Origin of the sequence: Rahnella ecdela, from assembly GCF_019049625.1 — a bacterium.
In the GTDB taxonomy this organism is placed as follows: Bacteria; Pseudomonadota; Gammaproteobacteria; order Enterobacterales; family Enterobacteriaceae; genus Rahnella; species Rahnella ecdela.
Window position 1 is genome coordinate 1 of sequence record NZ_JAFMOY010000106.1, and the last position, 22,569, is coordinate 22,569.

The 22,569-nt window shown below is 54.0% G+C and carries 24 protein-coding genes; 19 read left to right on the forward strand and 5 right to left on the reverse strand.

Annotated features, from left to right (window positions below):
• A partial coding sequence (locus tag J1784_RS02995) for a chloride channel protein (protein ID WP_217147953.1) occupies positions 1-871 on the forward strand: 871 nt, incomplete at its 5' end.
• A gap of 68 nt (positions 872-939) precedes the next feature.
• Here the strand turns inward: J1784_RS02995 and J1784_RS03000 are convergent.
• Entirely contained in the window at positions 940-1,350 is a 411-nt protein-coding gene (locus J1784_RS03000) for a magnesium transporter CorA family protein (RefSeq protein ID WP_238485366.1), read from the reverse strand.
• A 385-nt stretch (positions 1,351-1,735) separates the two neighbouring features.
• On the opposite strand from J1784_RS03000, the gene J1784_RS03005 reads away from it, so the two are divergent.
• From J1784_RS03005 to J1784_RS03025, 5 genes are all read left to right on the forward strand, one after another.
• The gene (locus tag J1784_RS03005) at positions 1,736-5,500 is read left to right on the forward strand and encodes a nitrate reductase subunit alpha (protein ID WP_217147954.1); all 3,765 of its coding nucleotides are present in this window, start codon (positions 1,736-1,738) and stop codon (positions 5,498-5,500) included.
• Positions 5,497-7,032 (forward strand): nitrate reductase subunit beta, encoded by a 1,536-nt coding sequence (gene narH / locus J1784_RS03010; RefSeq protein WP_217147955.1) that lies wholly within the window; start codon positions 5,497-5,499, stop codon positions 7,030-7,032. The genes J1784_RS03005 and narH overlap by 4 nt, the downstream gene beginning before the upstream one ends.
• Positions 7,032-7,754 carry a nitrate reductase molybdenum cofactor assembly chaperone gene (gene narJ / locus J1784_RS03015; protein ID WP_217147956.1) on the forward strand — a complete coding sequence of 241 codons (723 nt, stop codon included), beginning with the start codon at positions 7,032-7,034 and terminating at the stop codon, positions 7,752-7,754. The genes narH and narJ overlap by 1 nt, the downstream gene beginning before the upstream one ends.
• Positions 7,751-8,431, forward strand: a complete 681-nt coding sequence (gene narI / locus J1784_RS03020) for a respiratory nitrate reductase subunit gamma (RefSeq protein ID WP_095922190.1) — start codon at positions 7,751-7,753, stop codon at positions 8,429-8,431. Before narJ ends, narI begins: the two co-directional genes overlap by 4 nt.
• A gap of 97 nt (positions 8,432-8,528) precedes the next feature.
• A complete protein-coding gene (locus tag J1784_RS03025; RefSeq protein ID WP_217147957.1) occupies positions 8,529-8,768 on the forward strand; it encodes a hypothetical protein in 240 nt (79 codons plus the stop codon).
• 609 nt (positions 8,769-9,377) lie between these two features.
• Here J1784_RS03025 and chaA read toward each other — a convergent pair.
• Positions 9,378-10,478: a sodium-potassium/proton antiporter ChaA gene (chaA, locus tag J1784_RS03030; RefSeq protein ID WP_217147958.1), complete on the reverse strand. Its 1,101-nt coding sequence runs from the start codon at positions 10,476-10,478 to the stop codon at positions 9,378-9,380.
• Between the two features lie 478 nt (positions 10,479-10,956).
• Here chaA and chaB point away from each other — a divergent pair, with 478 nt between their 5' ends.
• From chaB to J1784_RS03050, 4 genes are all read left to right on the forward strand, one after another.
• Positions 10,957-11,190: a putative cation transport regulator ChaB gene (gene chaB, locus J1784_RS03035; protein ID WP_217147959.1), complete on the forward strand. Its 234-nt coding sequence runs from the start codon at positions 10,957-10,959 to the stop codon at positions 11,188-11,190.
• Positions 11,191-11,553: 363 nt separating this feature from the next.
• Positions 11,554-12,243 (forward strand): gamma-glutamylcyclotransferase, encoded by a 690-nt coding sequence (locus tag J1784_RS03040; RefSeq protein ID WP_217147960.1) that lies wholly within the window; start codon positions 11,554-11,556, stop codon positions 12,241-12,243.
• Between the two features lie 278 nt (positions 12,244-12,521).
• Positions 12,522-12,860 (forward strand): toxin, encoded by a 339-nt coding sequence (locus J1784_RS03045; protein WP_217147961.1) that lies wholly within the window; start codon positions 12,522-12,524, stop codon positions 12,858-12,860.
• 2 nt (positions 12,861-12,862) lie between these two features.
• Entirely contained in the window at positions 12,863-13,177 is a 315-nt protein-coding gene (locus J1784_RS03050) for a helix-turn-helix domain-containing protein (protein WP_217147988.1), read from the forward strand.
• A gap of 65 nt (positions 13,178-13,242) precedes the next feature.
• Here J1784_RS03050 and J1784_RS03055 read toward each other — a convergent pair whose 3' ends face one another.
• From J1784_RS03055 to flgA, 3 genes are all read right to left on the reverse strand, one after another.
• A complete protein-coding gene (locus J1784_RS03055) occupies positions 13,243-13,680 on the reverse strand; it encodes a flagella synthesis protein FlgN (RefSeq protein ID WP_217147962.1) in 438 nt (145 codons plus the stop codon).
• 49 nt (positions 13,681-13,729) lie between these two features.
• Positions 13,730-14,032 (reverse strand): flagellar biosynthesis anti-sigma factor FlgM, encoded by a 303-nt coding sequence (gene flgM / locus J1784_RS03060; protein WP_112289796.1) that lies wholly within the window; start codon positions 14,030-14,032, stop codon positions 13,730-13,732.
• A 158-nt stretch (positions 14,033-14,190) separates the two neighbouring features.
• Entirely contained in the window at positions 14,191-14,931 is a 741-nt protein-coding gene (flgA, locus tag J1784_RS03065) for a flagellar basal body P-ring formation chaperone FlgA (protein ID WP_217147963.1), read from the reverse strand.
• A gap of 164 nt (positions 14,932-15,095) precedes the next feature.
• Here flgA and flgB point away from each other — a divergent pair, with 164 nt between their 5' ends.
• The 9 genes from flgB to flgJ all read left to right on the forward strand — a co-directional run bounded on the left by flgB (position 15,096) and on the right by flgJ (position 22,508).
• Positions 15,096-15,506, forward strand: coding sequence for a flagellar basal body rod protein FlgB (gene flgB, locus J1784_RS03070; RefSeq protein WP_112289799.1), 411 nt, complete (start codon positions 15,096-15,098; stop codon positions 15,504-15,506).
• Positions 15,507-15,512: 6 nt separating this feature from the next.
• A complete protein-coding gene (flgC, locus tag J1784_RS03075) occupies positions 15,513-15,917 on the forward strand; it encodes a flagellar basal body rod protein FlgC (RefSeq protein WP_112289801.1) in 405 nt (134 codons plus the stop codon).
• Between the two features lie 11 nt (positions 15,918-15,928).
• Entirely contained in the window at positions 15,929-16,633 is a 705-nt protein-coding gene (gene flgD / locus J1784_RS03080; RefSeq protein WP_217147964.1) for a flagellar hook assembly protein FlgD, read from the forward strand.
• An 84-nt stretch (positions 16,634-16,717) separates the two neighbouring features.
• Complete coding sequence (gene flgE / locus J1784_RS03085; protein WP_217147965.1) at positions 16,718-17,962, forward strand: flagellar hook protein FlgE; 1,245 nt, start codon at positions 16,718-16,720, stop codon at positions 17,960-17,962.
• 35 nt (positions 17,963-17,997) lie between these two features.
• Positions 17,998-18,753 carry a flagellar basal body rod protein FlgF gene (locus J1784_RS03090; RefSeq protein ID WP_112289805.1) on the forward strand — a complete coding sequence of 252 codons (756 nt, stop codon included), beginning with the start codon at positions 17,998-18,000 and terminating at the stop codon, positions 18,751-18,753.
• Positions 18,754-18,774: 21 nt separating this feature from the next.
• Positions 18,775-19,557, forward strand: coding sequence for a flagellar basal-body rod protein FlgG (gene flgG, locus J1784_RS03095; protein WP_217147966.1), 783 nt, complete (start codon positions 18,775-18,777; stop codon positions 19,555-19,557).
• Positions 19,558-19,718: 161 nt separating this feature from the next.
• Positions 19,719-20,423: a flagellar basal body L-ring protein FlgH gene (locus tag J1784_RS03100; protein WP_120134134.1), complete on the forward strand. Its 705-nt coding sequence runs from the start codon at positions 19,719-19,721 to the stop codon at positions 20,421-20,423.
• 10 nt (positions 20,424-20,433) lie between these two features.
• Positions 20,434-21,540 carry a flagellar basal body P-ring protein FlgI gene (locus J1784_RS03105; protein WP_217147967.1) on the forward strand — a complete coding sequence of 369 codons (1,107 nt, stop codon included), beginning with the start codon at positions 20,434-20,436 and terminating at the stop codon, positions 21,538-21,540.
• Positions 21,540-22,508, forward strand: coding sequence for a flagellar assembly peptidoglycan hydrolase FlgJ (gene flgJ, locus J1784_RS03110; RefSeq protein ID WP_217147968.1), 969 nt, complete (start codon positions 21,540-21,542; stop codon positions 22,506-22,508). The genes J1784_RS03105 and flgJ overlap by 1 nt, the downstream gene beginning before the upstream one ends.
• Positions 22,509-22,569: the final 61 nt, after the last annotated feature.

The following is a 22,569-nucleotide window of genomic DNA, read 5'->3' on the forward strand; positions in this document are numbered from 1 at the left end:
GGGTGTCGGGCTGATTGCGATGATGTCGCCGCTGGTGCTCGGCAACGGTTTTGAAGTGATTGACTTAATACTCAACAACGGCGATTTACAGACGTCACTGCTGGTGCTGTTAGTGCTGAAAATTATCGCCACGGCGATCACCATCGGTTCCGGCGCGGTGGGCGGATTATTTACGCCGTCGCTACTGATTGGTGCAGCCGGCGGGGCGCTGGTGTGTACTTTTCTGCAATGGCTGGGATTTGATCCCGGTCCGGTCGGGCTTTATGCCGCCATCGGCATGAGTGCGTTGCTGGCGGCGACCAGCCACGCGCCGCTGATGTCGATCATGATGGCATTCGAAATGACCCTCAACAGTTCGCTGTTGTTCCCGCTGATGCTGGCGACGGCGATCTCTTATGTGGTCGCCTCGCGTCTTAAAGTCGGCGGAACCTATCCGGTGCTGACGCGGCATAATGCGCGGTTTGCGGCGAAGAATGCCTTTGAATACAGCACCGTGGCCTCGCTGATTTCGCCGTGTTCGAAAATGTACGTTGACGCGTCGCTGTCCGAAGTGGTCAGCGAAGGGCTGAAACAGCGCACGCGTTATGTGTATGTGGTGGATCGCGAAGAGCGTTTTCTGGGCGTGGTTCCGACTAACGTGGTGGCCGCCGGACTGATTGATGGCAGCGTGAAATCCGACAGCCCGTTGGATTCGTTTATCGAGCAGGAATTTACGACGATTTTCCAGCAGGCCAGTTATGAGCAGGCGTGGGCGATGTTCAGCAACTCCCCGCTGGAACGTTTGCCGGTGCTGGAAAACGCTGAATCCCGCCGCCTGCTGGGGGTCATTACTAAAGCGTCACTGCTCAATAAAGCCAAAGATTTCCTGTAGTAGCTTTTAACCGTCATCCTGACGTTTAAATGCATACCAGCCAGCCAGCAGGGTAAACGCGCCGACGATCACCACCAGCAGCATAAAACCGCGGTGACCACCAGTTGCTGATGGCAGCTCAGCCACAGCGTCGAAACTTCATCACTGGTTTCATCCGGGCGAAAAATGACGTCGTTGAGTACCGCCAGTAATGTATCGTCGAGCCGTTCAATACGCGTACTGCGTGAACCTTCGCGAATTCCTTCAAATAAAACCTCTCCAACGCCAAAATGTTTTTTCAGCCATTTTTCAGACATGGCGTGATTAAGATTTACGGGGATCCAGACAAACCCTTTGTCGTGGCAAATCTGCTGATACGCTTCCTGCACCTGTTGCGAAGAAACGCGTTCGGCAGGGCGGTCGGGGCGAGAAACGAAGCCATAGATCATTCTGGTGACTTCATCGTTGAAATTGAGAAGGGCGGGTTTTTCTGTCTGCATTAAGGGCTTCTGGTGGCGAAAACAGGTCGCACCATTACGCCAGACATCGGCGAAAATACAATATCCAGACTGCTAATTTCACAATTTTGTAATATTCAAAACGACATTACCCCCAATTTTCCTTCTGTTGACTTCACGTCTGACTTTTTTATCTCTTTCGGTATATATCCCTGATAAATCATTGACTTAAACTCAACTGAATTTATACCCCCTTAGGGGTATCCAGCGTTATGTAAAAACATACACGACGCGAAGGCGTTGATCGCAATCAAGTAGACGCGCGTGTGGGGTGCATACCCTGAGGCCATATTGAGCAATGAAGTTGTATTCCCCGCCATTCACATAATGACAAAGCGCCACAGGCCTTTGCACAGGAGAGTCCCGGATGAGCAAGTTTCTTGACCGGTTTCGCTATTTCAAACAGCTAGCTGAACCTTTTGCTGACGGCCACGGCCAGACGCTGGATACCAATCGTGACTGGGAAGACGGCTACCGTAGCCGCTGGCAGCACGACAAAGTGGTGCGATCCACCCACGGGGTGAACTGCACCGGTTCATGCAGCTGGAAGATTTACGTTAAAAACGGTCTGGTCACCTGGGAAACCCAGCAGACCGACTATCCGCGCACCCGTCCGGACTTGCCAAACCACGAGCCGCGTGGCTGTCCGCGTGGTGCCAGCTATTCCTGGTATCTCTACAGTGCGAACCGCCTGAAATATCCGCTGATGCGCAAAAAGCTGATCCAGTTATGGCGTGAAGCGAAACTGAAACACAGTGACCCGGTCGATGCCTGGGGTTCTATCATCAACCAGCCGGAAAAAGCCAAAGAATATAAAGCAGCACGTGGCCGCGGTGGTTTTGTGCGTTCCAGCTGGCAGGAAGTCAATGAGCTGATTGCGGCGTCCAACGTCTATACCGCCAAAACTTTCGGCCCGGATCGCATTATCGGCTTCTCGCCAATTCCGGCAATGTCGATGGTGTCTTACGCTTCCGGTGCGCGTTATCTGTCACTGATTGGCGGCGTATGTCTGAGTTTCTACGACTGGTATTGCGATTTGCCACCGGCTTCTCCGCAGACCTGGGGCGAGCAGACTGACGTGCCGGAATCGGCTGACTGGTACAACTCTTCTTATATTATCGCCTGGGGTTCTAACGTTCCGCAGACCCGAACGCCGGACGCCCACTTCTTTACCGAAGTGCGCTACAAAGGCACCAAAACCGTTGCCATAACGCCGGATTATGCCGAAATCGCCAAGATTTGCGACCAGTGGCTGGCACCGAAACAAGGCACCGACAGCGCACTGGCGCTGGCAATGGGCCATGTGATCCTCAAATCCTTCCATATTGATAATCCAAGCCAGTACTTCACTGACTACGTGCGCCGTTACACCGACATGCCGATGCTGGTGATGCTCGAACCGCGCGAAGACGGCTCTTACGCCGCAGGCCGTATGCTGCGTGCGTCTGATCTGGTGGATAACCTCGGTCAGGAAAATAACCCGCAGTGGAAAACTATCGCCTTTGATGAAAATACCGGCGAACTGGTGTCTCCGCTGGGTTCGATTGGTTACCGCTGGGGCGAGAAAGGCCAGTGGAATCTGGAATCCCGCGAAGGGAAAGACCATAAAGATGTCAGCCTGAAGCTGAGCCTGCTCGACGACCACGATGAAGTCGTTAACGTCGGTTATCCGTACTTCGGCGGCGCGGTCAGCGAACACTTCAACAGCGTCGCGCTGGAAGAAATCCTGATGCACAAACTGCCGGTCAAACGTCTGCAACTGGCGGATGGCAGCACCGGTCTGGTCGCCAGCGTGTATGACCTGACGCTGGCGAACTACGGCATTGAACGCGGTCTGAACGATGAAAACTGCGCGCAAAGTTATGACGAAATCAAAGCGTATACGCCAGGCTGGGCCGAGAAAATCACCGGCGTTTCCCAGCAAAACATTGAACGTATCGCGCATGAGTTTGCCGATAACGCCAACAAAACGCACGGCCGTTCGATGATCATCGTCGGTGCCGGGATGAATCACTGGTATCACCTCGACATGAATTACCGCGGCCTGATCAACATGCTGGTCTTCTGCGGTTGCGTCGGTCAGAGCGGTGGCGGCTGGGCACACTACGTCGGGCAGGAAAAACTGCGTCCGCAGACCGGCTGGCAACCGCTGGCATTCGGCCTCGACTGGCAGCGTCCGCCACGCCAGATGAACAGCACCTCGTTCTTCTACAACCATTCCAGCCAGTGGCGTTACGAAACTGTCGCGCCGCAGGAACTGCTTTCTCCGCTGGCCGATAAGTCTAAATTCACCGGCAGCATGATTGACTACAACGTGCGCGCCGAACGTATGGGCTGGTTGCCGTCTGCGCCACAGCTGAGTGTCAACCCGCTGCACATCGCGGAACAGGCGAAAGCCGCCGGTTTATCTCCGGCAGATTTCACCGTCGCAGCCCTGAAAGATGGTAGCGTGCGGTTTGCCGCTGAACAGCCGGACAATCCGCAGAACTTCCCGCGTAACCTGTTCGTCTGGCGGTCCAACCTGCTGGGTTCTTCCGGTAAAGGCCACGAGTACATGCTGAAATACCTGCTGGGTACTGAACACGGTATTCAGGGAGATGACCTCGGTATTCAGGGTGGCGTAATGCCGGAAGAAGTCGAATGGCAGGCGCAGGGCGGCGAAGGCAAACTGGATCTGGTGGTGACACTTGATTTCCGTATGTCCAGCACCTGTCTGTATTCCGACATCGTTCTGCCGACCGCGACCTGGTACGAAAAAGACGACATGAATACATCGGACATGCATCCGTTTATTCACCCGCTGTCTGCGGCTGTGGATCCGGCATGGGATTCAAAAAGCGACTGGGAAATTTACAAAGGCATCGCCAAGGAATTCTCCCGCGTCTGTGTCGGGCATCTGGGTGTGGAAACTGACGTTGTCACCATGCCAATTCAGCACGATTCTGCTGCTGAACTGGCGCAGCCGTTTGGCGTGGAAGACTGGAAAAAAGGCGAATGTGACCTTATCCCGGGACGTACCGCACCGCACCTGATGACCGTTGAACGCGATTATCCGAATACTTACGAGCGCTTCACGTCGGTCGGACCGTTGCTGGAAAAACTCGGTAACGGTGGTAAAGGCATCAGCTGGAATACCGACAGCGAAGTCGATTTACTGAAAAAACTCAATTACACCAAACCGGACGGCGCCGCCAAAGGCCAGCCGATGATTAATTCCGCGATTGATGCAGCAGAAGTCATCCTGACGCTGGCACCGGAAACCAACGGTCAGGTGGCAGTGAAAGCCTGGGCGGCACTGAGTGAAAATACCGGCCGCGACCATACGCATCTGGCGCTGAATAAAGAAGACGAGAAAATCCGCTTCCGCGATATTCAGGCACAGCCGCGCAAAATCATCTCGAGCCCGACATGGTCTGGTCTGGAAGATGAACACGTGTCTTACAACGCCTGTTACACCAACGTGCATGAGCTCATCCCGTGGCGCACGCTGTCCGGCCGTCAGCAGTTGTATCAGGATCACGCGTGGATGCGTGCCTTCGGTGAAAGCCTGCTGGTGTATCGTCCGCCAATCGACACCCGCGCAGCGCAGCCGTTGCTGAATGCGAAACCGAACGGTAATCCGGAAATGGCGCTGAACTTCCTGACGCCGCACCAGAAATGGGGCATTCACTCCACCTACAGCGACAACCTGCTGATGCTGACCTTAAGTCGCGGCGGCCCGATTGTCTGGCTGAGTGAAGACGATGCGACAAAACTGGGTATCGAAGATAACGACTGGATCGAAGCTTTCAACGCCAACGGCTCGCTGAGTGCCCGTGCGGTGGTCAGCCAGCGCGTACCGGCGGGGATGACCATGATGTATCACGCACAGGAACGCATCGTGAATATTCCGGGCTCGGAAATCAGCCAGCAGCGCGGCGGTATCCACAACTCCGTGACCCGCGTGTGCCCGAAACCGACCCATATGATCGGCGGCTATGCGCAGCTGGCCTACGGTTTCAACTATTACGGCACGGTCGGTTCTAACCGCGATGAGTTTGTAATTGTACGCAAAATGAACCGTATCGACTGGTTAGACGATGAAGGTAATGACTACGTGCAGGACGCCGTGCAACAGGAGAAAGCCAAATGAAAATTCGTTCACAAGTCGGCATGGTGCTGAATCTCGACAAATGCATTGGCTGCCACACCTGTTCCGTGACCTGTAAAAACGTCTGGACCAGCCGCGAAGGGATGGAATACGCGTGGTTCAATAACGTGGAAACCAAACCAGGTCTGGGTTATCCGCACGACTGGGAAAACCAGGAAAAATGGAAGGGCGGCTGGATCCGCAAAATCAACGGCAAACTGCAGCCGCGTATGGGTAACAAAGCCAACCTGCTGCATAAAATCTTCGCTAACCCGCACATGCCGGAAATTGATGATTATTACGAACCGTTTGATTTTGATTATCAGCATCTGCACACCGCGAAAGACAGTAAACATCAACCGGTAGCCCGTCCGCGCTCGCTGCTGACCGGCAAACGCATGAAGAAAATTGTCGGCGGCCCGAACTGGGAAGACGATCTGGGCACTGAGTTCAGCAAACGTTCTGCCGATCAGAACTTCGCCAACATGCAGAAAGAAATGTACGGCGAGTTTGAAAACACCTTTATGGCGTATCTGCCGCGTCTGTGCGAACACTGCCTGAATCCGGCGTGTGTGGCGACCTGTCCGAGCGGCGCGATTTATAAACGCGGCGAAGACGGCATCGTGCTGATCGACCAGGACAAATGCCGCGGCTGGCGTATGTGCCTGACCGGTTGTCCGTACAAAAAAATCTACTTCAACTGGAAAAGCGGCAAATCAGAAAAATGTATTTTCTGTTATCCGCGCATCGAAGCGGGCCAGCCAACGGTCTGTTCCGAAACCTGTGTAGGCCGTATCCGTTATCTCGGCGTGGTGTTGTACGACGCCGACCGTATTGCAGAAGCGGCATCGGTCGAAAACGACAAAGACTTGTACGAAAGCCAGATGAGCATCTTCCTCGACCCGAACGATCCGCAAGTGATCGCGCAGGCTGAAAAAGACGGCATTCCGATTTCCGTCATGGACGCCGCGCGCCAGTCGCCGGTTTATAAAATGGCGATTGAATGGAAGCTGGCACTGCCGCTGCATCCGGAATACCGCACGCTGCCGATGGTCTGGTACGTGCCACCGCTGTCTCCGATTCAGTCTGCTGCCGACGCCGGTGCTTTACCGCACAGCGGCGTGCTGCCGGACGTGGAAAGCCTGCGCATTCCTGTGCAATATCTGGCGAATTTGCTGACCGCTGGCGACACCGCGCCGGTACTGCGGGCGCTCAAACGTATGCTGGCGATGCGTCACTTCAAACGTGCTGAAACGGTCGATGGGGTCACGGACACCGGCGCGCTGGAACAGGTCGGATTGTCTGCGGCGCAGGCAGAAGAAATGTACCGCTATCTGGCGATTGCCAATTACGAAGACCGTTTCGTGGTGCCTTCAAGCCATCGTGAACAGGCGCGGGAAGCGTTCCCGGAAGCCAAAGGCTGTGGTTTCAGCTTCGGTGACGGTTGTCACGGCAGCGACACCAAATTCAACCTGTTCAACAGCAAACGCATCGATGCCATCGACATCGGCTCGAAAACAGAAAGGAAGGGCTAATGAACAGTTTACGCATCATCGGCCTGCTGCTGGATTATCCGTCTGAAGATCTGTGGGAACACAAGATGGAGCTCATCGAGGCGGTCACGCAGTCAGCTGAACTGAATTCAGAACAGCGTCTGGATCTGGCGCTGTATATCACGGACTTCTGTAAAAAGGATCTGCTGGATACGCAATCGGCCTACACCGGTTTGTTCGATCGTGGCCGTGCTACGTCGTTACTGTTGTTTGAACACGTTCATGGTGAATCCCGTGACCGCGGTCAGGCAATGGTCGATCTGATGGATCAATACCGCGAAGCTGGCCTTGAAATCGACAGCCGCGAGCTGCCGGATTATCTGCCGCTGTATCTGGAATACCTCACCACACGTGGTGAACAGCAGGCCCGTGAAGGGCTGCGGGATATCGCACCGATTCTGGCTCTGCTGAGCGCCCGTTTGCAGGAACGCGACAGCCATTACGCCGAACTGTTTGATCTCCTGCTGGTGCTGTCCGGCAGTGATATCGCCACCGAAACGGTGCGCGAAGGGATTAAACAGGAAGCCCGTGATGACACGCCGGCCGCGCTGGATGCGGTATGGGAAGAGGAGCAAATCAAGTTCCTCGGTGAGCAAAGTTGTGCGTCTGGCGAAGAAGCCGCGCATCAGAAACGCTTTGCCGGTGCGGTTGCACCACAGTATCTGAACCTTGATGAAATGCCTGCGGGGGAACCACGCAAATGACCGACTTCCTCAACAACTTCTTTTTTAATATCTATCCGTATCTGTGTGGCACGGTATTTCTGGTCGGCAGCTGGCTGCGATACGACTACGGTCAGTACAGCTGGCGCGCGGGCTCCAGTCAGCTGCTGGAGAAAAAAACGCTGCGCATTGCCTCGCCGTTGTTCCACGTGGGTATTCTCGGCATTATCGCCGGTCATGCCTTCGGGATGCTGACGCCGCACTGGATGTATGAATCCTTCCTGCCGGTGCCGGTGAAACAGCAGATGGCAATGTGGGCGGGCGGCGCGTGTGGCGTGATGACTCTGATCGGCGGCGGTATGCTGGTGTGGCGTCGTCTGAGCAATGAGCGTGTGCGTGCAACGTCAAGTTTTGGTGACATCATGATCATCATTTTGCTGGTGGTGCAGTGTGCGCTGGGGCTGAGCACTATTCCGTTCTCAGCACAGCATATGGACGGCAGCGAAATGATGAAACTGGTTGGCTGGGCGCAGTCGGTCGTGACCTTCCGTGGCGGTGCGGCAGCGCATCTGGATGGCGTGGCGTTTATCTTCCGCGTACATCTGGTGCTGGGAATGACCTTATTCCTGCTGTTCCCGTTCTGCCGTCTGGTGCATATCTGGAGTGCGCCGGTGGAATATCTGACCCGTCGTTATCAGCTGGTACGTAATCGTCGCTGATTGACCTTCACGGTTTGTGAACTGACGGTTTTGACATAAAAACGAAGGGCGCTATTATGCGCCCTTATCTTTTTTTTATTGCTCAAGGACGCATCTGATGGCCACCCCAAGACAACCTATGACCGTAGCCCGTCGTTTACTTCGCAACAGCATGATTTTACTGGTTATCGGTATTGTTGCCACCATTCACGGTTTAGTGGTCGGCAGCCCTGAAACCCCGCCGGGTGAAATGGCACCACAACTGATGCTGGGCATCTGGTTTATCTTTATCGGCTGCGTGATGGCGCTGATCAGTTGGCTGGTGATCAGGAACAAGAAGAAGAAAGGGGAGATCTGAGGTCGAGGTTGAATAACTTCAACTTCAAATTCAAATTCAAATTCAAGGTTGTGGGCTTCGGCCCACACCGACAAGACCTTGGGTTGCCACCCAAACTGGCCTCAAGAGGCGCCTATCGCCGCGCCTCTTAAGAATCTCCGGCTCTTTTACTTCGCGCTCCGCTCGCTGGCTATGTTTCAGGGACCACTGTGACAGGCTGGAAATCTTGCCGCTGCGCGGTTCCTTCTCTCGGTCTTCGAGCCACAGGTCTCGAAGCCGCTCCGTTCAGCAAGATTTCTGAACCGCCCGCACAATCTTAAATTCGTTTTTCATCTTTTAGAAAAGTTGATTGGCGTGCTCAAAAATGGCACCGAATGAATGGTTCGAGACCTGAGGCTCGAAGCCTGAAATGAGGGGATCGCGCAGCGATGACATTTTGCGCCACTCACATTTGCGTCGGAACATGTCCGTCGTTCCAGCGACAGCGCGCAGTGAAAGAGCGCGGCGTCCAGAGGCCCGCGCGTTACCGGGTCTCTGGTCGGTGTGGGCCGACGCCCACGACCTTGACCTTGACCTTGACCTTGACCTTGACCTTGAGGCCAGTTTGGGTGGCAACCCAATGTGTTGTTGTTACAGCATTATCAACATCATATATGCGCAGAACAACGCCAGATGCGCAGTACCGTTAAGTACATTGGTACGCCCGGTGGAGAACGATATCTGGCACAGAATCATTACCGCCAGCATCACCACAATGTTAGCCGGAGCCAGGCTGAAAATCAGTTCCTGACCAGTCAGCGTCGCAATGACGGTAACCGCCGGAACGGTCAGTGAAATCGTCGCCAGCACGGAACCAAAGAACAAATTCATGGCGCGCTGCACCTGATTCTTCAGTACCGCTTTCAGTGCTCCCAGACCTTCCGGAGAAAGAATCAGCAACGCCACCAGGAAACCGGTGAACTGCGCAGGAGCGTTCAGTTCCGTCAGCAGACTTTCCAGCGGATTGGCATTAAATTTGGTGACGGCAATCACCAGTACCAGATGGACAATCAGCCAGAGCGTGTGCGTCAGATTGCTTTTCGACGATGGTTTTCCGTGACCATCTTCCTCGCCTTCATCTTCATGCTCGTAAATAAACAGACTCTGGTGGGTTTTGGTCTGGATAAGCAGAAACACGCCGTACATCGCCGCCGAAATTACCGCGACAAACAACGCCTGTGGCGTAGAGAAATTACCCGCGGGCAGGGCCGCAGGCAGCACGAGGACGATTACCGCCAGCGGGAAAATCGCCATCAGATACTGTTTGATACCGCCGAGATTCACATACTGCGTGGCAAATTTACGCCCACCGAGCAGAAGGGCAACGCCTACCAGACCGGCAGTCACAATCATGATGATCGAAAATAAGGTGTCACGCATCAGCGCCGGAGCGGCATCGCCTGTTGCCATCAGGGCCGAAATCAGACTGACTTCGAGGATGACCACTGAAAGGCTGAGGATGAGTGAGCCGTATGGTTCACCCAGACGGTGCGCCAGTACGTCGGCATGACGTACTACGCTGAAGGCGCTGGCGAGAATACCGACCAGCGCGATTAAATTGATGCCCACGACTGAGGCAAAATTACTGCTGTTGCCCCAGAGGACCAGGATGATAAGTGCAGCAATAGGGAAAACCAGGGAGTATTCCTGATGGCGGGTTTTTACTTTTGGATGTTCCTGTGAAGACACCATGATGATTATTCTCCTTATAAACACTCACGAATTCACAACCGCCTGTCTGTCGGTTGTATACAAAATGCATAGCAGCATAAAGTTGTAACCCGTTAAGTATAGTAGATAAATTAATCTGTTAACAGATTATTATCATGACTGACCAATATAAACCGATGTGACAGGTGTTTTTTGATGTGTGAATCCATTAAATGACAGTTTAATCTTAAATTAATTTTCATTGTTAATTATTTAAATCATATAAAAACAGGTATTTAATTATCATTAATGATTTTACGCGCATGATGCGTCAATTTATGTAAATCATTCCCATACCCACACGCAAATCCGGAGAAATAGGGCGTTTTTAAGCCCCGAAACTGAGATAGGGAATAATCTGGCTGAGTCTCCTGAGGTTAGCAGCTAGACTTATATCTGTGTGCTCACACCACACACATAAAATGTAACGATCATGAACGTCATGAAAAAGGAGCAAGTTATGCCTTATCAGAACCGCTCAGCGTTGCCTGAATCTGTTCGGAATGTCCTTCCGGTACATGCGCAGGACATCTATAAAGAAGCCTTTAATAGCGCGTGGGATGAGTATGCAAAGTCTAAAGATCGCCAGGGCGATGATTCCCGCGAAGAGACCGCCCACAAAGTCGCATGGGCCGCTGTAAAACACGGCTACAAAAAAGGCGATGACGACAAATGGCACCCTAAGAAATCCTGATGTACCGGGGCGGGTTGGGAACGCCTGACCCGTCCGCCTTAACGTCCTGCAGTACCCATCTTGCCTGTTTTGATGTTATTTCCCTTCTGAATGTCAACATTCTTACAATGTTCACAAAATAATCATTTTATTTTCGTTTTGTGATCGCTCTCAATCTTGATTGCAACGAAAGAAACGAATAAGGTTTAAACAAGTAGGGTGATAACAAAATTCTTAATCAGTCCTGCCAGCGCCTCAAGTTAAGGCGAAAACTGTCCGATAACCCGATCAGTCCATAGCGACTTGTCCAAAACCACGATAACGGAGAGCACAGCGTCAACAGCATGGCATGTTCAAAAGTAAGTCGTACCGAAGGGGGAATGAATGTTAACTCGAGATTTCCTGCGTAACGCAGATTGTAAAACAGCATTCGGCAGCATTGACGAATCGATGCTACTGACCCCTGAACAACGTGCCTCCTCACTGAGTTGCACGCTGGCGCGTCGCCCTGATAACAGTCCCGTCTGGATTTTTGGCTACGGCTCACTGATGTGGAATCCGGTTTTCGATTCCGAAGAGGCTCGGCCTGCCACTTTGCATGGTTTCCACCGTGCATTCTGTTTACGTCTGACTTCAGGGCGCGGAACCCACGCGCAACCGGGGCGCATGCTGGCGCTGCGTGATGGCGGTCAGACTACCGGCCTGGCGTTCCGTCTGCCGGAAGATAAACTTCACGAAGAACTTGAACTGCTGTGGAAGCGTGAAATGCTGACCGGCTGCTATCGCCCGACCTGGTGTGAGTTAGAACTCGACGATGGCCGCAAGGTAACGGCGCTGGTGTTTATCATGGACTCCTCACATCCGCAATACGAAGCTGACACGGATTATCAGGTCATCGCCCCTCTGATTGCTCAGGCCAGCGGCCCGCTAGGTACCAACGCGCAGTATTTGTTTGCTCTTGAAAAAGAGCTGAACAATTACGGCATGAGTGATGATTGCATGAGCGAACTGGTGAAACAGGTACGGATGCTGCTGTCGGTGACGCCCGGCTTTGATGTACCCGGCCTGAGTTAAAGACTTTCCACATTCAGAATGCGCGGGCTCTCCGCGCAATCTTATTTCCCCCCTGCAATTTCCTGCCTGACGGTTTTATTCTGTGTGAAGACGCGGAAGGCTGCTGCAACGACTGAAACTTCCAAAATCCTTCTGGAAGCAGTATCCCGTCCCCGGTTATTGGTGATTAGCAGCCCTTTAACATTCCGCTATTGTTATGGCTGTTGTCACTTAATAGCTCTAACTATCCTTTACATGGGGATAGTTTTAGCACAGTATACGGAAGTTCTGGGGCATGGATGAAAGCTATATTTGTTGAATTACCTGCTTTTGAAGCAAACCGCTCGGCGTATCTGTCCGATGATGAATACCGGATCCTACAGAATGCATTATTGCTTTTTCCCACTTGCGGGGATGTGATTATGCATACCGGGGGATTACGTAAACTCCGGTTTCTGGATCGTCAGAGAAATACAGGTCAGCGCGGCGGAACCAGGATCATTTATTACTGGTGGCTCGCAAAATCGCATTTTCTTCTCATTACGCTATATGGAAAAAGCGAAGTGAATGACCTGACATTCGACCAAAAAAAGATGTTAGGACTGCTGTTGAAACAGCATAAGGCGAAGCAAGAATGACAATGAAACGGGATCTGTTTGCTGAGATTGCGGATGGCCTGAATGCCTGGGGTGAAGCAGGTCAGGGTAAGCGCACGCTTAAAACGGTAGAGAGAACTGTCGACCGTGAGGTGCGACTGACCGCAGTGGAATTAAAAGAGATCCGCGAGAACCTGAATATCTCCCAGGCGGTTTTTGCCTATTACTTGCAAACAGCACTGACAACGTATCAGAACTGGGAGCAGGGCAGAGCGAAGCCTAACCGGCAGGCCATTTTGCTGATAAAACTGGTGGAGAAAGACCCGGCGACATTAGAGCGGCTGGCGGGTTTAGTCTAGATATCGGTGTGGGGACTGTAAGAGCAGATGGAGTGCTGAGGGGAAAGTATTCCCCCCGTCTGGCTCTACACAGAGATCTTCCGTACGGTTTGCCCCGACACGGTCTCCTGCCCGTTCGGTCCGTAGAATTTCTGTGTCTGGCTGGCATTGAGGATAGCCAACGCCTCGGTGTTATAGGCAATCTGTTTGCCCAGTAACATCCCGTTATGGCGATTGATCTGACTCAGTTTGGTGGTCAGCTGCACCACATTTTTCCACATCGCCGCGATTTCCGGCTGACGCGAATAAGGTGCATTTTGTTTCAGGCGCTCGTCATGCTGACGACGCTGCTTATCAAGATAGTCTACCGTAGCTAACAGTGAGCTTTTCTGCTCGGTGATATGTTGCAGGGCAGCACCATTAACGCGGCCCGAGCAAAGTATCGTTTGTTCGTGATTAATCACTTGATCCAGAGCTTGCAACGTTTCAACCAAGGTAGTCATGGTCTTGATAAAGTTCTTCATCGGGCCTTATTACCTTCCAACTTTTCGTCTCTAATCCTGAACATTCAGTTTAAAGACCTTTGAGATAATCCTGCGTGTCCTGCAACAAAGCATCGGCAATTTTGCCGGTATCCATGGTCAGTTTGCCATCACGGATAGCCTGTTTCAGTTCGTCGACACGTGCCGTATTAATGTCCTGAGCACTGGACTGAGTCAGAGACGCTTGCGCTGAACTCAGTGTCACCGCCGTACCGCTGGTGGTGGTGCCAGAAACGGTGCCTTCTTTACGCGCAGTCTGAACAGAGGCTTCAGAAGGGTCGCGCTGCTGGATCGAAGTTAAAGGTGAAACACCTTGCGTGCGATCGATAGCCATAATCTTTTCTCCGGTTAGGGTATTCAGGGCTGTTAAATAACACAAAAACCCTAAAAATGCCGTCGTGAGACGACTCTGATACGTTTGTTATCGACATGTGGCGAAATAACTTTAGTCTTTATTGCAACTTTTTGCCTAAAAGTGGTTGCAATACAGGGCTAAATCTCCACTGTCACAGAGCCGTCCGGGCCGACCATCCCGTTCACAATTACGCCTGACGGCATTCTGATCCGCACCGAGTCATTCGCTGCTGCATTATTCATCGCCTTTCCGGCACTCGACACATTAAATCCGCTGCCTGTCGCCTGTACCTGCACTTCCTGCCCTGCATGCACCATCCACGGACGCCGCAACATCGACAGCGTTAACGGCTGACCAATGCTGATATTGCGAAGAGTAATACCGTTGATCGCCTGTTTGCTGTCGAGAATGGTCTTCGGCGGCAATAAATCTAAACGCCCGGTTTTTTGCTGCAAATCCGTTTCTGCCAGATGCGCGCCCGACGGCACATTTTTCGCTGCAACCCAGTAGGTGCCGCTGACCTGCACCTTGGTCTGCACATAACTTTTCTGCCCGTTACAGTTCACCGCCACTGAAACATTGCCCCAGGTACGGCTGTTGGGAGAAAGCATAAATTGGGGTGACAGACACTGCGGCTGGCGCGCCGCTGGCGTACTGACCAGCACCGTCACCTGCATTCCACTTTGCGCATATTGCTGGCGGAAGAACTGCTGAATTTGCGAGGACAACAGTGTCTCCGTGTTCGCCGAAGCTGGCACGCTTTTGACCTGCTCATTTTTTACGGGCAAAGACTGTGCATAGCTCGCTGCACCGGATGTTGCACCCAGAATGATGCAGCCCAGTGTGATACCTAAACGACGGATTCTTTGCCTGTTCATACGCAATTTACCTTTGTGCCAACTTACTACTGGCGACAAGTCTACGCGCACTTTTCAATTCCTAAAGGGACAAATAGCGGACGATTTTGCGCTTATTCAGACGATAGCCAGTTGACACTCGCATTTATGCTGTCGACTCCAAAATCTCACTTTGCGGAGGGCGCATGCTCGACAAATTGAACGCCGCACTACAGTTCCAACAGGAAGCGCTCAACCTGCGTGCCCAGCGGCAAGAAATACTTTCAGCCAATATTGCCAACGCCGACACCCCGGGGTATCAGGCGCGCGATATCGATTTCGCCAGTCAGTTGCAGAAGGTGATGGAACAGGGGCGCGCGAGTGGCAGCGGGATGTCGTTAGCGTTGACATCCGATCGCCATATTCCGGCTTCGAACGTCCAGCCTGCGGATATGGATCTGATGTATCGGATCCCTGACCAGCCGTCAGCCGACGGTAACACGGTCGATATGGACCGTGAACGTACTAATTTCGCGGATAACAGCGTGCGCTATCAGACCGATTTGACCGTCCTCGGCGGGCAGATCAAAGGGATGATGTCGGTGCTGCAAGGATAATAACCCATGTCAATGCTCGGTATTTTTGATATCGCCGGTTCTGCGCTTGCTGCGCAGTCTCAGCGCCTGAACGTCAGCGCCAGTAACATGGCCAACGCCGACAGTGTGACCGGCCCTGATGGCCAGCCGTACAAAGCGAAGCAGGTGGTATTTCAGGTGGATGCGGCGCCTGGTCAGGAGACGGGCGGCGTGAAAGTGGCGCAGGTCGTTGATGATCCGTCGCCGGATCGTCTGGTCTTCCAGCCGGGCAATCCGATGGCGGATGCTAAAGGCTATGTGAAGATGCCAAACGTAGATGTGGTCAGCGAAATGGTGAACACCATCTCCGCTTCCCGCAGTTATCAGGCCAACGTCGAAGTGCTTAACACCACCAAGTCGTTGATGATGAAAACCCTCACTCTGGGGCAATAGCGGAGCGAACCATGGCCATTACCACGTCGATTAATGACACCACAGACAACACCACGATCACCGGCACCAGTTCCGGCGGTTCGTCCACTACAGGCGCCAGTTCTGCCGATGATTTATCCAGCAGTTTCCTGACGCTGTTAGTCGCACAGTTGAAAAACCAGGATCCGACTAACCCGATGGATAACAGCCAGCTGACCAGTCAGCTGGCACAGATCAGCACCGTGAGCGGCATTGAAAAACTCAATACCACGCTCGGCAGCATTTCGGGGCAAATCACCAGCGGTTCTTCCGTACAGGCCAGCTCACTGATTGGTCATGGCGTGATGGTTTCCGGCAGCGCCATTCTGGTCGGCAGCGATACCGACGGCACCGTCAGCACCACGCCATTCGGTTTCGAGCTGGAAACAGCGTCGGATACCACCACGGCCACCGTCAGCGATTCCACCGGCAAAGTGGTGAAAACCATTTCGCTGGGCGGCCAGACAGCCGGTGTGCACAGCTATACCTGGGACGGCACCCAGGACGATGGTACCAAAGCACCGGATGGCAGCTACACCTTCAGCATCAATGCCCTGAACAACGGTCAGCAAATGGTGGCAACACCGCTTAACTATGCGCTGGTCAATGGTGTGACAACCAGTTCATCAGGCACGACAGCGCTGGATCTCGGGGTTCGGGGAACCGCTTCCGTCGATTCAGTTCGCCAGATTTTGTAAGCCGTTGGCTCACTTCCTTTACAGGAAGAAGAGCTGAAATCCTTAACTTCATGCAGCAACTACACACAGTAAAATGGAGCTAACATGAGCTTTTCCCAAGCAGTCAGCGGCCTGAGCGCGGCATCCACCGACCTGGACGTGATCGGTAACAACATCGCCAACTCCGCCACCGTAGGGTTCAAAACAGCGACCGCTTCTTTCGCCGATATGTTTGCCGGTTCTCAGGCAGGCATGGGCGTTAAAGTTGCCGCGGTTACGCAGAACTTTAACGATGGCACCACGACTAACACCTCCCGTGGCCTGGATGTGGCTCTGAGCGGCAACGGTTTCTTCCGGCTGGCCGACAGCAGCGGCACGGTTTATTACTCGCGTAATGGCCAGTTCTCCCTCGATGCTAACCGCAATCTGGTGAACGCCCAGGGTCTGAGCGTGACGGGTTATCCGGCAACGGGTACGCCGCCGACCATCGCCGCCGGTGCGCAGCCAGGCGCGCTGAGCATTCCGACCACCATGATGAGTGCGAAAGCCACTACCGCAGCCACCATGGTCGCTAACCTGAACTCTACCGACACGGCAATCCCTGTGGCGAAGACGTTTAACGCTAACGACGACACCACGTACAACTACGTCAACAGCATTACCACCTATGACTCGCAGGGTAACGCGCACGATAACAACGTGTACTTCGTGAAAACCGCGTCCAACAGCTGGGATTTGTACTCTCTCGACAGCAGCGTGACCGGTTCTGCAGCCACCAAAATGGGAACGCTGAAATTTGACACCAGCGGCGCACTGCAAAGCGCGACCCAGACTGACGGCACCGTCAACGCTGACGGTTCCCTGCCAATCGTGATGAATACCTCCACCAACGGCACCGTGACTCCGCAGACTGTTGGCCTGAACTTCACCGGCAGTATCCAGCAGAGCACCGGCAGCGACAGCATCGGTTCCCTGACGCAGGATGGTTACGCCGCAGGCCAGATGACCGGCTACACCATCAATGATGACGGCACCATCACCGGGACTTACTCCAACCAGAAAACGCAGCTGCTGGGACAAATTGTCCTGAGCTCCTTCTCTAACCCGGAAGGTCTGCAATCTGAAGGTAACAACGTATGGACAGCCACATCGTCTTCCGGTCAGGCCGTTAACGGCGTGGCGGGTGCGGGTGGTTTCGCCAGCATGACCAGTGGTGCGCTGGAATCTTCCAACGTCGATCTGAGTGCTGAACTGGTGAACATGATCGTTGCTCAGCGTAACTATCAGTCGAATGCGCAAACCATCAAAACTCAGGACTCCATCCTGAACACGCTGGTTAACCTGCGTTAAGACGCTCTTTTTTACTTTGAGAACAGGGCAGCACTATGGATCACGCTATCTACACCGCGAGCGGCGCAGCGAGCCAGACACTGGTTCAGCAGTCGGTCACGTCAAGCAACCTTGCTAACGCCAATACACCCGGCTTTCGCTCGCAACTTTTAGCCATGCGCGCGGTGCCGGTAGAAGGTCAAAGCCTGCCGACCCGTACGCTGGTCACGGCGTCAACGCCGGGCGCAGACATGACGCAAGGCAAACTTAACTACACCGGCCGTCCGCTGGATGTGGCTTTACAGCAGGACGGTTTCCTTGCGGTGCAGATGCCTGATGGCACTGAAGCTTATACCCGTAACGGTGACATGCAGGTGTCACCGACGAACCAGCTGACCGTTCAGGGTCATCCGGTAATGGGGGATAACGGCCCGATCGAGGTTCCGCCGAACTCACAGCTGACGATTTCTGCGGACGGCACCATCGCCGTGCTCGAAGCCGGTGCTGACCCGAACACCATGGGCCAGCTCGGTAAGCTCAAGCTGGTGAAAGCCGCGAACAGCGAAGTGACCCGTGGCGACGACGGCATGTTCCGTCCGACCCCGGCGACAGCGCTGGCGCGTGGTGCTGCTTTACAGGCCGACCCGACCATTCACGTGATGCCCGGAACCCTCGAAGGCAGTAACGCGGATCCGGTATCGACCATGGTTGACATGATTGCCAACGCCCGCCGCTTTGAGATGCAGATGAAAGTCATCCACAGCGTCGATGAAAATGAACAGAGTGCCAACAATCTGCTGTCAATGAGCTGATGATGGCAGAGGAGTAATGACATGATCCCATCGCTGTATATTGCGAAAACCGGTTTGGATGCCCAGCAGACCAATATGGACGTCATCGCCAACAACCTGGCGAACGTCAGCACCAACGGCTTTAAACGCCAGCGTGCGGTATTCGAAGACCTGCTTTATCAGACTGTCCGCCAGCCCGGTGCGCAGTCTTCTGAGCAGACCAACCTGCCATCCGGTTTGCAGATTGGTACCGGTGTGCGTCCGGTTTCTACTGAACGTTTGTTCTCGCAGGGCAACCTGTCGCAGACCAGCAACAGTAAAGACATCGCCGTCAAAGGCGAAGGTTTCTTCCAGGTACAGCTGCCGGACGGCACCACCGCGTATACCCGCGACGGTTCTTTCCAGGTGGATCAGAACGGTCAGCTGGTGACCTCGAGCGGCTATCAGGTTATTCCGGCGATCACCATTCCGACCAATGCGCTGAGCATGACGGTCGGTCGTGACGGTATCGTCAGCGTGACCCAGCAGGGACAGACGGCGGCACAGCAAGTCGGCCAGCTGACCCTGAGCACCTTCATCAACAACAGCGGTCTGGAATCGATGGGTGAAAACCTTTATCAGGAAACCCAGAGCTCCGGCGCGCCGACCGAAAGTACTCCGGGTCTTAACGGTGCGGGTCTGTTGTATCAGGGTTATGTCGAAACCTCGAACGTCAACGTGGCGGAAGAGTTGGTCAACATGATCCAGACGCAGCGCGCTTACGAAATCAACAGCAAAGCCGTGTCTACGTCGGATGAAATGCTGCAAAAACTTTCGCAGCTGTAAGTTTTTAGTACGTCATAACAAAGTGGCTGTCGCAGGTTCGGGCAGCCGCAAAAAACAAGAGGATGGGTGCCGGATGGCGTCAGTCCTGAACCGGTTCAGATCTCTACCAGGTCGATTTTTTTAAGGCGATAACTGTGGTGAGCAAAAAAATAACGTCGGTAATGACTTCATATACAGACCGACCAGGCAAGCTGGTGCTGCCGCTGTTAATCACGTTACTGGCGAACGGCTGCGCGTATATGCCGCACACCCCGCTGGTACCCGGAACCACCACAGCGACACCTGCGCCCGCCGCACCGCCGGTACCTAACGGTTCGATATTCCAGTCCGTTCAGCCGATGAACTATGGTTATCAGCCTCTGTTTGAAGACCGTCGTCCACGTAACGTCGGGGATACTCTGACCATCGTCTTGCAGGAAAACGTCAGTGCGAGCAAAAGCTCCTCGGCGAACGCCAGCCGCAACGGGTCAACCACCTTTGGTGCCGCCACCGCGCCGCGCTATCTGGAAGGGCTGTTTGGTAATGCCCGCGCCGACGTGGATATGTCCGGCGCTAACACCTTCGCCGGTAAAGGCGGAGCCGCCGCCAATAACACCTTCAGCGGCACCCTGACCGTGACGGTCGCGGAAGTGTTGGCGAACGGCAACCTGAAAGTTGTCGGTGAAAAACAAATCGAAATTAATCAGGGAACCGAATTCATCCGGTTCTCCGGTGTGGTCAACCCGCGCACCATCAGCGGTGCGAACGCCGTTATCTCCACACAAGTGGCAGATGCGCGCATCGAATACGTGGGTAACGGCTACATCAATGAAGCGCAGAACATGGGCTGGTTGCAGCGGTTCTTCTTAAACTTATCGCCGTTATAACGAGGCAATCATGCGAAAACTACTTTCCGGTGTTATCTGTCTGGCGATGTCCGCCCTGGTGGTATTGCCCGCATCCGCCGACCGTATTCGTGATCTGACGACGGTACAAGGCGTACGTGATAACGCCCTGATCGGCTACGGCCTGGTCGTCGGCCTCGACGGAACCGGTGACCAGACCACGCAGACACCGTTCACCACCCAGACGCTGACCAACATGTTGTCCCAGTTAGGGATAACCGTACCGGCTGGCACCAACATGCAGCTGAAAAACGTGGCCGCCGTAATGGTGACCGCCAAAATGCCGCCGTTCTCGCGTGCAGGACAGGCGATTGACGTGGTGGTTTCCTCGATGGGTAACGCCAAAAGTATTCGCGGCGGCACCTTGCTGATGACGCCGATGAAAGGCGTGGATAATCAAGTTTACGCACTGGCGCAGGGTAACGTGCTGGTCGGCGGTGCGGGCGCTTCTGCCGGAGGCAGCAGCGTGACGGTCAACCAGGTGTCCGGTGGCCGTATTACCGGCGGCGCCACTATCGAACGCGAACTGCCAAGCACCTTCGGTACCGAAGGCGTGATCAATCTGCAACTTAATGATGAAGATTTCAATCTGGCGCAGCAGGTCAGCGACGCCATTAACCGTCAGGGTATGGGCACCGCGTCGGCGCTGGATTCCCGTAATATTCAGGTCATCGTGCCGCGCGGCAACACCTCACAGGTGCGCATTCTGGCGCAAATTCAGAATATCGAAGTCAACGTCGGCCCGATGGATGCGAAAGTTATCATCAACTCCCGTACCGGTTCGGTGGTCATGAACCGTGACGTGACGCTCGACAGTTGTGCGGTCGCGCAGGGCAACCTCTCTGTGGTGGTTGACCGTCAGAACGATGTCAGCCAGCCAAACACGCCATTCGGCGGCGGTCAGACAGTGGTGACGCCAAACACCAATATTTCCGTGCGTCAGTCCGGTGGTTCTATCCAGCAGGTGCGCTCCAGCGCCAGCCTGAACAACGTGGTCCGTACCCTGAACGCGTTAGGCGCGACGCCTATCGACCTGATGTCCATTTTGCAGGCCATGAAAACAGCCGGCTGCCTGCGTGCTGATTTGGAAATTATCTGATGAGCGACCTGATGTCGATGTCCGGCGCATTTGACCCGCAAGGGGCGGCGTACGATGCGAATTCCCTGAACAAACTGAAGCGGGATGTGGGGCAAAATCCGCAGGCGCATCTCAAAGAAGTGGCGAAACAGTTTGAAGGCGTGTTTGTCCAGATGATGCTGAAAAGTATGCGTCAGGCATTGCCGCAGGGAGGGATCCTCGACAACCAGTCCACCAAACTTTATACCTCGATGTACGATCAGCAAATTGCGCAGGACATGTCCGACAAAGGGTTGGGCATGGCCGATATGATGGTAGAACAGCTGACCGGCGGCTCTAAACAGCCGTCCGAACTGTCCGGTACGGTGCCAATGGCGCTTGACGGGGAAATACTGAAAAGCATGCCGGTACAGGCGATGGAACAGTATCTGCGTAAAGTCATTCCGACCGCACCGGATCGCACCACCGGCGGCGCACCGTTACCTGCCGACAGCGGACAGTTCGTGTCCAGCCTGAGCATTCCGGCGCAGGTGGCCAGCAAAGACAGCGGGATTTCACATCAGCTGATCATGGCGCAGGCTGCGCTGGAGTCCGGCTGGGGACAGCGCGAAATTCCGACCTCCGATGGCAAACGCAGCTTCAACTTGTTTGGTATCAAAGCGGGGAGCAGCTGGGACGGCCCGACCACCAATATCACCACCACCGAATACACCAACGGCGTGGCGAAAAAGGTCCAGGCCAGTTTCCGCGTTTACGGCTCTTACGTGGAAGCCATCAGCGATTACATCAAACTGCTGACCAGCAATCCGCGTTATGCCCAGGTCGCCTCCGCCAATACCCCTGAACAAGCCGCGCATGAACTGCAACGTGCAGGCTATGCCACTGACCCGAATTACGCCGACAAACTGGTGAGTGTTATTCAGAAAATTAAAGGCGCGGGCGAGCAGGCGGTTAAGGCGTATAGCCATGATTTAAAAGATATCTTTTAGATAGCCAAATCCTCGTTTTTTTCCTCAAGTTTTGGCGGTGCAGGCCGATAACCAGATCAGA